Here is a 13,212-nt window from a genome sequence, read left to right on the forward strand (position 1 = left end):
TACCCCTTCATTTCCCCCGGTAAACCAGCGTATAATCCCGCTCCTTTTGTCTATTTTTTCTTCGGAAGCATTATGAGCGCAATTTCCCTGATCCAGCCGGATCGTGACCTCTTCTCCTGGCCGCAGTACTGGGCTGCCTGCTTTGGGCCAGCGCCGTTCCTGCCAATGTCCCGCGAAGAGATGGATCAGCTGGGCTGGGATAGCTGCGATATCATTCTGGTGACGGGAGATGCCTACGTTGACCACCCCAGCTTCGGCATGGCGATCTGCGGACGTATGCTGGAAGCGCAGGGCTTTCGCGTCGGGATCATCTCCCAGCCTGACTGGAACAGCAAAAACGACTTTATGCGTCTGGGGAAACCGAACCTGTTCTTCGGCGTGACCGCGGGCAACATGGACTCGATGATCAACCGCTACACCGCCGATCGCAAGCTGCGCCATGACGATGCTTACACCCCGGATAACGTGGCGGGGAAACGCCCGGACCGCGCCACGCTGGTCTATACCCAACGCTGCAAAGAAGCCTGGAAAGATGTCCCGGTGATCCTGGGCGGTATCGAAGCCAGCCTGCGCCGCACCGCGCACTATGACTACTGGTCCGATACCGTGCGTCGCTCGGTACTGGTCGATTCCAAAGCCGACATGCTGATCTTCGGCAACGGCGAGCGTCCGCTGGTGGAAGTGGCGCACCGTCTTGCGCAGGGCGAGCCGGTAGGCAACATCCGCGACGTGCGCAATACCGCGATTATGGTGAAAGAGGCGCTGCCGGGCTGGAGCGGGGTGGATTCCCGCATCATTGATATGCCAGGCAAAATCGACCCTATTCCGCACCCGTACGGCGACGATCTGCCGTGTGCGGATAACAAACCGGTCGCCCCGAAAAAAGCCGAAGCGAAAGCCGTGGTGGTTCAGCCGCCGCGCCCGAAGCCGTGGGAAAAAACCTACGTCCTGCTACCGTCCTTTGAAAAAGTCAAAGCCGATAAAGTGCTCTACGCCCATGCGTCGCGTATTTTGCACCATGAAACCAACCCCGGCTGCGCCCGCGCGCTGATGCAAAAGCACGGCGAGCGTTATATCTGGATCAACCCACCGGCGATCCCGCTTTCTACCGAAGAGATGGACAGCGTCTTTGCGCTGCCGTACAAGCGCGTACCGCATCCGGCGTACGGCAGCAGCCGTATTCCGGCGTATGAGATGATCCGCTTCTCGATCAACATCATGCGCGGCTGCTTTGGCGGCTGCTCCTTCTGCTCTATTACCGAGCACGAGGGCCGCATTATTCAGAGCCGCTCTGAAGATTCCATCGTCAACGAGATCGAAGCCATTCGCGACACGGTGCCGGGTTTTACCGGTGTGATCTCCGATCTCGGCGGCCCGACCGCAAACATGTACATGCTGCGCTGTAAATCGCCGCGCGCGGAGCAGACCTGCCGCCGTTTATCCTGTGTCTATCCGAGCATTTGCGAGCATATGGACACCAACCACGAGCCGACGATCAATCTATATCGCCGTGCGCGTGACCTGAAAGGCATCAAGAAGATCCTGATCGCCTCCGGGGTGCGTTACGACATTGCGGTGGAAGATCCGCGCTACATCAAAGAGCTGGCGACGCACCACGTCGGCGGTTATCTGAAGATTGCCCCGGAGCACACCGAAGAAGGCCCGCTGTCGAAAATGATGAAGCCGGGCATGGGCAGCTACGATCGCTTTAAAGAACTGTTCGACACCTACTCGAAGCAGGCGGGCAAAGAGCAGTATCTAATCCCGTACTTCATTTCCGCGCACCCCGGCACGCGCGATGAAGATATGGTCAACCTGGCGCTGTGGCTGAAACAGCGTCGCTTCCGACTCGATCAGGTACAGAACTTCTATCCGTCGCCACTCGCCAACTCGACGACCATGTATTACACCGGCAAGAACCCGCTGAGTAAGATTGGCTACAAGAGTGAAGACGTGGTGGTGCCGAAAGGGGATAAACAGCGTCGTCTGCATAAAGCGCTGCTGCGTTACCACGATCCGGCTAACTGGCCGCTGATCCGCCAGGCGCTGGAAGAGATGGGTAAAAAACACCTGATTGGCTCACGCCGCGACTGCCTGGTCCCTGCGCCAACGCTCGATGAAATGCGGGAAGCACGCCGCCAGAACCGCCATACGCGCCCGGCCCTCACGAAACATACGCCGATTGTGCATCAGCGTTCGAACGGTGGGGCAACGGGAGCGAAAAAAACGGGAAAACGTAAGATCGGATAACGATGATGCCCTCACCCACAGGGAGAGGGTGTAAAATGTACCCTCTCCCTGTGGGAGAGGGTTAGGGTGAGGGAAAATTACCCCCCAAACTGATCCGGATCCGGCCCCAAACGCTTGCCCTGATCCAGCTTCGCAATCTCACCCAGCTCATCTTTATCCAGGCGGAAATCCCAGACGTCGAAGTTCTCAGCGATGCGCGAAGGCGTGACCGATTTCGGGATCACTACCAGGCCGCAGTCCAGATGCCAGCGAATCACAATCTGCGCCGGGGTTTTGCCATATTTATCCGCCAGCGTACGAATGATCTTCTGATCGAATACGCCTTCACCGCCCTGTGCCAGCGGGCTCCAGGATTCGGTCTGGATCTTGTGCGTGGCGTTCCAGGAATGCAGCTGACGTTGCTGCATCAGCGGGTGCAGCTCAATCTGGTTGATGACCGGCGCGACGCCCGTTTCGTCAATCAGACGCTGCAGGTGGTGCACCTGGAAGTTACACACCCCAATGCTTTTCACCAGCCCAGCCTGCTGGAGCTCAATCATGCCTTTCCAGGCATCCACGTAATGATCGATAGCCGGAACCGGCCAGTGCATCAGATACAGATCGACAAAATCGAGCTGCAGCTTGTCCAGGCTCTCCTGCAGGGCTTCGCGCGGGCGTTTTTGGTCGTCGTTCCACAGCTTGGTGGTGATGAAAAGGTCGTCGCGGGGCATGCCTGCGCTGGCGAGCGCCTTGCCCACGCCGTCCTCATTTTTGTACGCGGCAGCGGTATCAATCGACCGGTAGCCGACTTCCAGTGCTTTATGAATGGCGGACACGACCTCGTCGTTACCGGCTTTCCATACGCCGAGCCCCAACTGGGGCATTACGTTGCCGTCCTGAAGCTTGATCACGGTTTGGTTTGCCATTTTTCCTCCTCCATTTGCTCATCGTCGAAGGGAGCCTCCGACGATGTTGGTGTGCATTAAGTCTGGACGAAATGTCAAAAAACGAAAGGTGGGACAACAAAAACGCTTAGCGTGCCGCTTCGTAAATACGACGGCTTACGTCCAGGGTGATGTCGCCGTGCTCGCCCAGTTGCGTCATGCCATGCGCCTCGAGTTTTGCCAGCAGGGCAGGGATGGAGCTGCCATCCAGGCCATAGCCGGAAAGACGCGTTGGCACGCCCAGGCTTTCAAAGAAGTTGCGGGTCGCTTCGATCGCGGCATCGATACGCGCATCGTCAGAACCTTCGGTAATGTTCCACACGCGCTCGGCGTACTGCAGCAGTTTGGCGCGTTTGGTGTCACGTTTTTCATTCCACAGCGCAGGCAGAACCACCGCCAGGGTTTGTGCGTGATCCAGACCGTGCATCGCCGTCAGCTCGTGGCCGAGCATATGGGTTGCCCAGTCCTGCGGCACGCCGGCACCGATCAGGCCATTCAGCGCCTGAGTAGCCGCCCACATCACGTTGGCGCGCACGTCGTAGTTTTCCGGCTCCTGCAGCGCTTTCGGGCCATCTTCAACCAGGGTCAGCAGAATGCCTTCTGCGAAGCGGTCCTGAATTTTGGCATCCACCGGATAGGTAACGTACTGCTCAACGGTGTGAACAAACGCATCCACCACGCCGTTGGCGACCTGACGTGCAGGCAGGGTGTAGGTGTAAACCGGGTCCAGAATGGCAAATACCGGCTGAACGTGTTCGTTCATAAAGGCCTGCTTATCACCCGTGGTTTTACGGGAAATCACCGCACCTTTGTTCGATTCCGAACCGGTGGCGGGCAGGGTCAGCACGGAGCCCATTGGGATCGCGCTTTTCACGTCGCTGCCGCGGGTTTCCAGAATATGCCACGGATCGATGCCGTCCGCGTAGTGGGCCGCTGCGGCGATGAATTTGGTGCCGTCCAGAACAGAACCGCCGCCCACGGCCAGCAGGAAGGTGATCTTCTCGTCTTTCGCGATTTTCACCGCGTTCATCAGCGTTTCGTAGGACGGGTTTGGCTCGATGCCGCCAAACTCACGCACGTCCAGACCGTCCAGCGCGCTGTATACCTGATCCAGCACGCCGGTTTTTTTCACGCTGCCGCCACCGTAGGTGATCAGCACGCGGGCGTCAGCGGGGATCTGCTCGCGCAGTTCGGCGATGGCACCTTTACCAAACAGAATGCGGGTGGGGGTATGTAGATTAAAGTTATTCATTGCTCTTTCCCTCTGGTGGGTGAAAAACCGCGGTGGCGCAAATGGCGACCTGATGCTGCACATTGTGGCTATCTGGCGCTATCCTCTCAATGCACATTCCTGCCGATGTCTTGCCCATTTCTACAGAGTACTGGAGAAAGTGAAAGAAATTGCGCACACTGCATGGGTCAGAAACCGCCTCTGGAGTAAGAAGAAATGAACCGCGATGACATCTGTTTACAGCTTACTTCGCAAATCAAACAGTTGATAGATAAGCAAAATGACCTGAGTGTGCTGCTGCCGGATATCCGGCTGCTCTACGGGACGCAGCCGGGTACGCGCACGCCGGTGATGTACCAGCCGGGCATCGTTTTTCTCTTTTCCGGCCATAAAATTGGCTATATCAATGAGCGCGTGTTTCGTTACGACACCAATGAATATCTGCTCCTGACGGTGCCTTTACCCTTTGAATGTGAAACGTTCGCGACGGAGGCGGTTCCGCTGGCGGGGATCCGCGTGAATGTTGATATCCTGCAACTGCAGGAGCTGCTGATGGACATTGGGGAAGATGAGCTGTTCCAGCCGTCGATGGCGGCCAGCGGCATCAACTCCGCGACGCTGTCGGATGAAATCCTCTGCGCTGTTGAACGCCTGCTGGACGTCATGGAAAGACCGCTGGATGCCCGTATCCTCGGCAAGCAGATTATCCGCGAGATCCTCTACCACGTTCTGTTAGGGCCGGGGGGCGGGGCGCTGCTGGCGCTGGTGAGCCGTCAGACGCACTTCAGCCTGATCAGCCGCGTGTTGAAACGCATTGAAAGCCAGTACACGGAAAACCTCAGCGTGGACCAGCTGGCGGCAGAGGCGAACATGAGCGTGTCGGCGTTCCACCATAATTTTAAGTCGGTCACCAGCACCTCGCCGCTGCAGTATCTTAAAACCTACCGGCTGCACAAGGCGCGTATGCTGATGATCCACGACGGCATGAAAGCCAGCGCGGCGGCTATGCGCGTTGGGTATGAAAGTGCATCGCAGTTTAGTCGGGAATTTAAGCGCTATTTCGGCGTGACGCCGGGGGAAGATGCGACCCGCATCAGAACGATGCAGGGCGCTTAGGTTTTTCCCCCTCTCCCCTATGGAGAGAGGGTCAGGGTGAGGGGATCACGCGCTGCAATATTTCTTCTTAATCACCACCGCAATCGTCCCTACCAGCCCGGCAATCAGCAGGACAATCGGCAGCACCATCAGGAAAGTCATCACCTGATCTTCATGACGTTTTACAAACGGGATCATATTCAGCGCATAGCCCAGGGATGTCACCACGCCAACCCACAGCAGAGCGCTCAGCCAGTTGAAAAACTGGAAGCGGCGGTTCGACAGCCCGGAAATGCCGGCCATTGTTGGCAGCAGGGTGCGAACAAAAGCGAGGAAGCGCCCGGCCAGCAGCGCCAGCAGGCCATGACGATCAAACATGCAGGTCGCACGCTGATGATATTTGTGCGGCAGCTGCGCCAGCCAGCCCTTCACGACGCGGGTATTCCCGAGCCAGCGGCCCTGCAAATAGCTCAGCCAGCAGCCAAGGCTGGCGGCGGAAGTGAGGATTATCATCGTGGGTGCGAAGTCCATCACGCCCTTGCCGATTAACGCCCCTGCAAGCAGCAGCAGGCTGTCACCGGGCAGAAACGAGGCTGGCAGTAATCCATTTTCCAGAAACAGGGTCGCAAACATCACGAAATAGACAATCCCCACAACGTGCGGGTCCGCCAGCGCGGCAAAATCGTGTTGCCAGAGCGCAGCGATAATATCTTGAATAACAGCCATGGACTTTCCTGTGGAACAGCAGATATAACGCTATTGTACTCCCTAATTGGCCCGTTGGGATTGATCGCAGGCGCAACTCATGCAGACTTTTCCGGTTGCGCCGTGAATAAAAATGTCCAGGGAGTACACTTTCAGCCTGCACTCTACACGATGCGCGCAAACCCTGCTGCTAAATCGGCAATTAAATCGTCAACATTTTCTAAACCAATATGCAGTCGGATCAGGGTGCCGCTGAAGTCCACTTCTCCGCCCGGGCGTAGCGCCGCGATCTGCTCCGGCTGGTTAGGCAGGATCAGCGATTCAAACCCGCCCCAGGAGTAGGCCATGCTGAACAGGGTAAAATGATCCAGATAGCTTGCCAGCTCGTCGTTGTTCAGCCGTTTTTTAAGCACGAATGAGAACAGCCCGCTGCTGCCCGTAAAGTCACGTTTCCAGAACTCATGGCCTTTACTCCCGGGAAGCGCCGGATGGTTAACCCGCTCAACCTGCGGATGCTGCGCCAGCCACTCGGCCACCCTGAGGCTGCTTTCATGGTGTTGACGCAGGCGCACGCCCAGCGTGCGCAGGCCGCGGCTGGTCATGTAGGCCGTATCAGCATCCACCATCTGGCCCATCAGGTAGACATTCTCACGCAGTTGATCCCAGCAGCGGGCGTTAGATACCGCGGTGCCAATCATGCCGTCAGAGTGGCCAATCAGGTATTTGGTCGCGGCCTGAATGGAGATATCGATACCGAATTCCAGCGCGTTAAACAGCACGCCCGCCGCCCAGGTGTTGTCGATAATGATGATTGCCTCGGGCGCTTTGCTGCGCACCGCCTTAACGATGGCCGGGACGTCATGTACTTCCATGGTGATCGACCCCGGTGATTCCAGGAACACGATGCGCGTGTTCGGCTGAATAAGGTCGGCAATGCCTTCGCCCGCTAGCGGGTCGAACCAGCCGGTGGTGACGCCGAGCTTGCTGAGGATTTTGGTGCAGAAGTCCTGGCTCGGCTCGTACGCCGTGTTGGTCATCAGGATATGGTCACCCTGTTCCACGAACGCCAGAATGGTGTTGGCAACGGCCGCTGCGCCACAGGGGAACAGCGCGCAGCCCGCGCCGCCTTCCAGTTCGCACATCGCTTCCTGCAACGAAAAATGGGTAAGGGTGCCCCGACGTCCGTAGAACAGCCCGCCGGTGGCGCGGTTACGCGTGGCGATTTTCTTTTCCTCAACGGTATCAAACACCAGAGAGGAGGCCCGTTGGATCACGCTGTTGACCGCGCCCTGGGTGTATTTTTTGCTGCGTCCGGCCTGCACCAGCGTGGTATCAAGCTGCTTCTTCGTCATCCTGGATAGCCCTGTTTTTATACGTCTGGACGTCCAGACTACCATGAAAGTAAAAAAGTGCACTTCTGCGATGGTGGAATAAGGCGAAAATTTTCTAAAATTGCGGCTCTGAAAATTTTTCCTGCGTAAGCGCAAGGAAAGTGAGTGAAATTTACGGCACTATGTAAATACTAATGAGAACTACTATCAATTCGACGTTGTTTTGATATTATTATGCTCAGAATTTGTGATTTGCGTCCTGGAGATACAGAGTGGGTAATAATTTGATGCAGACGGATCTCTCCGTTTGGGGCATGTATCATCATGCCGACATCGTGGTTAAGATTGTGATGATCGGCCTGATCCTGGCGTCCGTTGTCACCTGGGCTATTTTCTTCAGCAAGAGCGTTGAGCTTATTTCGCAGAAGCGTCGTCTTAAGCGCGAACAGCAGCAGCTGGCTGAAGCCCGCTCTCTGGATCAAGCATCCGACATGACCTCATCCTTCCACGCGAAAAGCCTGACCTCCCTTTTAGTGAATGAAGCGCAGAACGAGCTTGAACTCTCCGCAGGCAGTGAAGATAACGAAGGTATCAAAGAGCGTACCGGCTTCCGTCTGGAACGTCGTGTCGCTGCTGTGGGCCGTCATATGGGCCGCGGTAACGGTTATCTGGCGACCATCGGTGCGATCTCTCCGTTTGTCGGCCTGTTCGGTACCGTCTGGGGCATCATGAACAGCTTTATCGGCATTGCCCAAACGCAGACCACCAACCTGGCGGTTGTTGCGCCGGGTATCGCAGAAGCGCTGCTGGCGACGGCTATCGGCCTGGTGGCAGCAATTCCTGCGGTCGTTATCTACAACATCTTCGCGCGTATGATTGGCAGCTATAAAGCCACGCTGGGTGACGTTGCGGCGCAGGTTCTGCTGCTGCAAAGCCGTGACCTGGACCTCAACGCCAGCGCCGTTAAACCGGTACATGCGGCGTCCAAACTGCGCTTAGGTTGATACTATGGCAATGCGTCTTAACGAAAATCTGGACGATAACGGCGAAATGCATGAAATCAACGTCACGCCGTTTATCGACGTGATGCTGGTGCTGCTGATTATCTTCATGGTGGCTGCGCCGCTGGCGACGGTTGACGTGAAGGTGAACCTGCCTGCCTCGTCCAGCCAGCCGCAGCCGCGTCCGGAAAAGCCAATCTACCTCTCGGTTAAGGCCGATAAATCCATGTTCCTGGGCAACGACCCGGTTACGGATACGTCAGTCATTCCGGCGCTGGACCAGCTCACCGGCGGCAAGAAAGATACCACCGTGTTCTTCCGCGCGGATAAAACCGTTGATTACGAAACCATGATGAAGGTAATGGACACGCTGCATCAGGCGGGTTACCTGAAGATTGGTCTGGTGGGTGAAGAGAAAACGGCGGCGAAGTAATTTCACCGCTAACGCCAGTCGGTAACACACTGTGAATGTAAAAAGGGGGCCATCGCGGCCCCCTTTGTTTATTCCCCACAACGGTTCTTAACCGAGGTGTTCTCCCCCGCACACGCCATGCACTTCTGCCGTGACGTAGCTGGATTCCTGGCTTGCCAGATAGACATACACCGGTGCCAGCTCCGCAGGTTGCCCCGCACGCTTCATCGGCGTCTGCTGACCAAACTGCGGGATTTTCTCCTGCGGCTGGCCGCCGGAAATCTGCAGCGCGGTCCAGATTGGACCCGGTGCGACCACGTTCACGCGAATCCCTTTTTCGGCGATCTGCTTCGCCAGCCCGCGGCTGTAGTTCAGGATCGCGGCCTTGGTTGAGGCATAATCCAGCAGATGTGGGCTTGGCTGGTATGCCTGAATTGAGGATGTGGTGATAATGCTGGACCCGGCCGGAAGCAGCGGGATGGCTTCCTGGGTGATGTAAAACAGCGCCAGGACGTTGACCGCGTAGGTCTCTTTAAACTGCTCGGTCGTGAGATCCGCAATTTTCTCTACCGCCGTCTGCTTACCGGCAACCAGCGCCAGGATATCCAGGCCACCCAGCGCCTCGTGCGCGGTGTGCACCAGCGAGCGGGCAAACTGCTCATCGCTCAGGTCGCCCGGGATCAGCACCGCTTTACGTCCCGCCTCTTCAATCAGCTGTTTGACCTGCTGCGCGTCCTCTTCCTCCGCCGGTAGGTAGTTAATCGCTACGTCTGCGCCTTCACGCGCGTAAGCGATGGCGGCAGCGCGTCCGATACCGGAATCGCCCCCTGTCACCAGCGCCTTACGATCCTGGAGTCGTCCACTGCCTTTATAGCTCTCTTCGCCACAGTCCGGTACAGGCGTCATCTTTGACTGCACGCCAGGGGCAGGCTGCTTCTGCTTAGGGTATTCACCGGTGTGATACTGCGTGGTGGGGTCCTGCATTTTCGTCTGGTGATGTGCCATAAGGGATCTCCTTTTGAGTGAACTTACCCATTAAGCGTAGGAGATTTTATCGAAAAGCAGGGATAATTAAGGATTATCCGTAATACTGGCGTGCGCCTCTTCATCAAGCGCGACGCAGGTGACGCTGGAGGTGCGGTAGTCGCCTTCGGCGAGTTTGCGGGTCAGGCGCAGGGTTGCGGTTTCGCGCGCCAGCAGGTACTGGTAGTGGGCTTCAAGGCGTCCGAGGAGCTTCTCTTTCAGCTCCGGCTGCTTTTCAATGATGGCATTCATCACCGCGCCGTAAATCTCCTCTTTCACCTGTAAAGCATAAATTTCACGGCGGTTCTGCCATTTCAGGCGCACCAGCGTCGCCGGGATAGAGACCAGATCCTGGGTAATACGCGTCATCTCGGCGTTTTTGATGTTTCGTAACGCAGCGAGATTCTGCTTTAAGATAAACTCGTCGCTTTTTTTATCTTCTAAAGTCAAATAAACGTTATTATCGCTAACTGCTTTCACGTTAATCTTCCCCGAGGTCATAAAAAATGGGGGTGTTTTTTTCGCGGGTAATTAAATTAAGCCAAATTTCATTTCCCGCTTCGTTTATTTCTTTGGTTTTTTCAGCCATTATTTGACTTAAGGTCTGGGCATCTATTTCGCCCTCGGCTTGCAGATCGTCCAGCAGGTGTACAAAGGCTTCAATTTTTACGGCGCGAAACAAGCGATCTTTAATATGGCGGTCGTGTTCTTCCAGCAACATATTACGGGATTTACCGGACTGTGAGACACCAATTAATATTTCGGACTCATAATCGGAGAGCTTTCTTTTTCCCTGAGTGAAATTCGTCTCTTTTTCTGCTTCCTTCGCAGGCTGCTCCACAGGCGTGATGTGGTACTTAGCCGGGACGAGATTGTCGGGCAGCATTGTAACGTCCTTTAATTTCAACAGGGTGGGGTTAGTATTAGGGTGAGATTCGTTGACAATAACATGAGGCAATTTTAAAATCAAAAAAAATGGAGCCTACCCATGAACAGTATTTTCTTTACGGTCATTACATTGTTATTACTGACCGCCGGCGTTCTTTTATTGATGCAAGAGTTCAATAAAACCAAAGTATCGAAGGATGCCAGCGTCCCGCCACAACCAGAGCCGATGACAAAAGAGGAAGGGGAAGATCATTTCTCGGTATTGATGAACGCGATAACGCCGGTTTGGTACTGGCGGGTCAATCATGAATATATCGACTTTTTGCATGCGACTATTAAGCGCATGAAAATGGCTGAAATTAATGATACGCCCGGGTTGTTTGAAGCACAGCGCCGCTGCAGTGACCTGAATTCAGCGGTGTACAAATATTATGACAATATCAAAAAACGTTGTCTTAATGGCGAGAAGGTCTCGTATTCGGATTTGGACGTATTAAATCTGCGCCAGTGTTTTCGCGAGTTCAGTCTTGAAGCCTACCCGGAGCTGGTGGCGCTGGTGTGGCCGGAATATGCGCGCCCGGACGTAAACCCGCAGGAAGTGTAAGTGCTTTGTTGGTTAGCTGTTGCAAACAGTAAGCGCTCCTGAGATATACTGAGCGCTGGTTTCGTTTGCAGACAGGACTCTATGGAACGCTTTTTTGAAAACGCAATGTACGCCTCTCGCTGGATCCTGGCGCCGGTCTACTTTGGCCTCTCCCTGGCGCTTATCGCTCTGACGATCAAGTTCTTCCAGGAAATTATTCACGTCTTGCCCAACATCTTCTCCATTGCGGAAGCGGATTTGATTCTGGTGCTGCTGTCGCTGGTGGACATGACGCTGGTCGGCGGGCTGCTGGTGATGGTGATGTTCTCCGGCTATGAGAACTTTGTCTCTCAGCTGGATATCGACGCGCGCAAAGAAAAGCTGAGCTGGCTCGGCAAAATGGACGCCACCTCGCTGAAAAACAAAGTGGCCGCCTCCATTGTGGCGATCTCCTCCATCCATCTTTTACGCGTGTTTATGGATGCGAAGAACGTACCGGACAACAAGCTGATGTGGTATGTCATTATCCACCTGACGTTTGTCCTGTCGGCGTTCGTGATGGGGTATCTGGATAAGATCAGTAAGAAGTAATTTTCCCTCATGCACAAATTTATGCGCGCATCGAACCATTCCCTCTCCCCTTTGGGGAGAGGGTTAGGGTGAGGGGAATATACGGCTGTGGGCGTATTTCCGTTCACTTTACTTATCTGACGACGCCTGCCACAGATTCAACTCACCATCCGCGACGTGCTGGTCAATTCGCGCCAGTTCATCGTCCGTAAAGCGCAGGTTTTCCAGCGCCTGAACGTTCTCCTCAAGCTGCTCAGGGCGGCTCGTACCGATCAGCACCGACGTGACGCGCTCGTCTTTCAGCAGCCAGCTCAGCGCCATCTGCGCCATCGTCTGCCCGCGCGCGTGCGCCATTTCGTTAAGCAGGCGCAGGCTGTTCAGGTTGGCCTCGGTCAGCATGTTTTCCGTCAGTCCGCGCACTTTCTTGCCTTCACGCTGCATGCGCGATCCGTCCGGAATGCCGTTCAGGTATTTTCCGGTTAACAACCCCTGCGCCAGCGGCGTAAAGGCGATACAGCCGGTGCCGTTAGCGTCCAGCGCGTCCAGCAGCCCGGTTTTATCGACCCAGCGGTTCAGCAGGTTATAGGACGGCTGATGGATCAGCAGCGGGATCTTCCACTCGCTCAACAGCCCGGCCATGATCCGGGTTCGCTCCGTCGAGTAAGAGGAGATCCCCACATACAGCGCTTTGCCGCTCTGCACGGCGTGCGCCAGGGCCGCAGCCGTCTCCTCCATGGGCGTGTTCTCATCGACGCGGTGGGAGTAGAAAATATCGACATATTCCACGCCCATGCGCTTCAGGCTCTGGTCGAGGCTGGCGAGGAGATACTTACGCGAACCGCCCGAGCCATACGGCCCCGGCCACATGTCGTAGCCCGCCTTGGTGGAAATAATCAGCTCGTCGCGATACCCGGCAAAATCGTCGCGCAGCAGCCGACCAAAGTTCTCTTCGGCGCTGCCCGGCGGTGGGCCATAGTTATTGGCGAGGTCAAAATGGGTAATGCCGAGATCGAACGCTTTACGCAGCAGCGCGCGCTGGGATTCCAGCGCCTGAACGTGGCCAAAGCTGTGCCACAGGCCGAGCGACAGCGCGGGCAGGCGCAGGCCGCTTTGCCCGCAGAAACGGTACTGCATATTTTCGTAGCGGCCAGGGTAGGGATGCCAGGACATGATGTCTCCTTTCTTGTCGATGAATTTTCG

14 protein-coding genes are annotated in these 13,212 nt (G+C 55.8%); 6 read left to right on the top strand and 8 right to left on the bottom strand.

Annotated features, from left to right (window positions below):
- Nucleotides 1-72 precede the first annotated feature (72 nt).
- Entirely contained in the window at nt 73-2,250 is a 2,178-nt protein-coding gene (locus QLG21_RS13960; RefSeq protein WP_245000560.1) for a YgiQ family radical SAM protein, read from the top strand.
- 77 nt (nt 2,251-2,327) lie between these two features.
- Here QLG21_RS13960 and dkgA read toward each other — a convergent pair whose 3' ends face one another.
- Both dkgA and yqhD read right to left on the bottom strand, forming a co-directional pair.
- Entirely contained in the window at nt 2,328-3,155 is an 828-nt protein-coding gene (dkgA, locus tag QLG21_RS13965) for a 2,5-didehydrogluconate reductase DkgA (RefSeq protein WP_006178542.1), read from the bottom strand.
- Nucleotides 3,156-3,261: 106 nt separating this feature from the next.
- Nucleotides 3,262-4,425 (bottom strand): alcohol dehydrogenase, encoded by a 1,164-nt coding sequence (gene yqhD, locus QLG21_RS13970; RefSeq protein ID WP_006178541.1) that lies wholly within the window; start codon nt 4,423-4,425, stop codon nt 3,262-3,264.
- 195 nt (nt 4,426-4,620) lie between these two features.
- On the opposite strand from yqhD, the gene QLG21_RS13975 reads away from it, so the two are divergent.
- A complete protein-coding gene (locus tag QLG21_RS13975; RefSeq protein ID WP_282484627.1) occupies nt 4,621-5,520 on the top strand; it encodes an AraC family transcriptional regulator in 900 nt (299 codons plus the stop codon).
- A 45-nt stretch (nt 5,521-5,565) separates the two neighbouring features.
- On the opposite strand, the gene yghB is transcribed toward QLG21_RS13975, so the two are convergent.
- Both yghB and metC read right to left on the bottom strand, forming a co-directional pair.
- Nucleotides 5,566-6,225 carry a DedA family general envelope maintenance protein YghB gene (gene yghB / locus QLG21_RS13980; RefSeq protein ID WP_137903637.1) on the bottom strand — a complete coding sequence of 220 codons (660 nt, stop codon included), beginning with the start codon at nt 6,223-6,225 and terminating at the stop codon, nt 5,566-5,568.
- 143 nt (nt 6,226-6,368) lie between these two features.
- Nucleotides 6,369-7,556, bottom strand: coding sequence for a cystathionine beta-lyase (gene metC, locus QLG21_RS13985; RefSeq protein WP_282484628.1), 1,188 nt, complete (start codon nt 7,554-7,556; stop codon nt 6,369-6,371).
- A gap of 251 nt (nt 7,557-7,807) precedes the next feature.
- Between metC and exbB the strand changes: the two genes are divergently transcribed.
- Nucleotides 7,808-8,539 carry a tol-pal system-associated acyl-CoA thioesterase gene (gene exbB, locus QLG21_RS13990; protein WP_042321987.1) on the top strand — a complete coding sequence of 244 codons (732 nt, stop codon included), beginning with the start codon at nt 7,808-7,810 and terminating at the stop codon, nt 8,537-8,539.
- A 4-nt stretch (nt 8,540-8,543) separates the two neighbouring features.
- Entirely contained in the window at nt 8,544-8,969 is a 426-nt protein-coding gene (gene exbD / locus QLG21_RS13995; RefSeq protein ID WP_006178535.1) for a TonB system transport protein ExbD, read from the top strand.
- An 87-nt stretch (nt 8,970-9,056) separates the two neighbouring features.
- Here exbD and QLG21_RS14000 read toward each other — a convergent pair whose 3' ends face one another.
- The 3 genes from QLG21_RS14000 to QLG21_RS14010 form a co-directional block, all read right to left on the bottom strand.
- Entirely contained in the window at nt 9,057-9,953 is an 897-nt protein-coding gene (locus QLG21_RS14000; protein WP_102890191.1) for an SDR family oxidoreductase, read from the bottom strand.
- Nucleotides 9,954-10,019: 66 nt separating this feature from the next.
- Nucleotides 10,020-10,451 carry a cytoplasmic protein gene (locus tag QLG21_RS14005; protein ID WP_072208929.1) on the bottom strand — a complete coding sequence of 144 codons (432 nt, stop codon included), beginning with the start codon at nt 10,449-10,451 and terminating at the stop codon, nt 10,020-10,022.
- Between the two features lies 1 nt (nt 10,452).
- Nucleotides 10,453-10,857: a hypothetical protein gene (locus QLG21_RS14010; RefSeq protein ID WP_006178532.1), complete on the bottom strand. Its 405-nt coding sequence runs from the start codon at nt 10,855-10,857 to the stop codon at nt 10,453-10,455.
- Between the two features lie 102 nt (nt 10,858-10,959).
- On the opposite strand from QLG21_RS14010, the gene QLG21_RS14015 reads away from it, so the two are divergent.
- Together QLG21_RS14015 and QLG21_RS14020 are read left to right on the top strand one after the other, a co-directional pair.
- Nucleotides 10,960-11,463 (top strand): hypothetical protein, encoded by a 504-nt coding sequence (locus tag QLG21_RS14015; RefSeq protein ID WP_006178531.1) that lies wholly within the window; start codon nt 10,960-10,962, stop codon nt 11,461-11,463.
- 81 nt (nt 11,464-11,544) lie between these two features.
- The gene (locus tag QLG21_RS14020; protein WP_006178530.1) at nt 11,545-12,033 is read left to right on the top strand and encodes a TIGR00645 family protein; all 489 of its coding nucleotides are present in this window, start codon (nt 11,545-11,547) and stop codon (nt 12,031-12,033) included.
- Between the two features lie 108 nt (nt 12,034-12,141).
- Here QLG21_RS14020 and QLG21_RS14025 read toward each other — a convergent pair whose 3' ends face one another.
- A complete protein-coding gene (locus QLG21_RS14025) occupies nt 12,142-13,182 on the bottom strand; it encodes an aldo/keto reductase (RefSeq protein ID WP_282484629.1) in 1,041 nt (346 codons plus the stop codon).
- Nucleotides 13,183-13,212 lie beyond the last annotated feature (30 nt).

This window comes from Enterobacter sp. V87_3 (assembly GCF_029967835.1).
In the GTDB taxonomy this organism is placed as follows: Bacteria; Pseudomonadota; Gammaproteobacteria; order Enterobacterales; family Enterobacteriaceae; genus Enterobacter; species Enterobacter cancerogenus.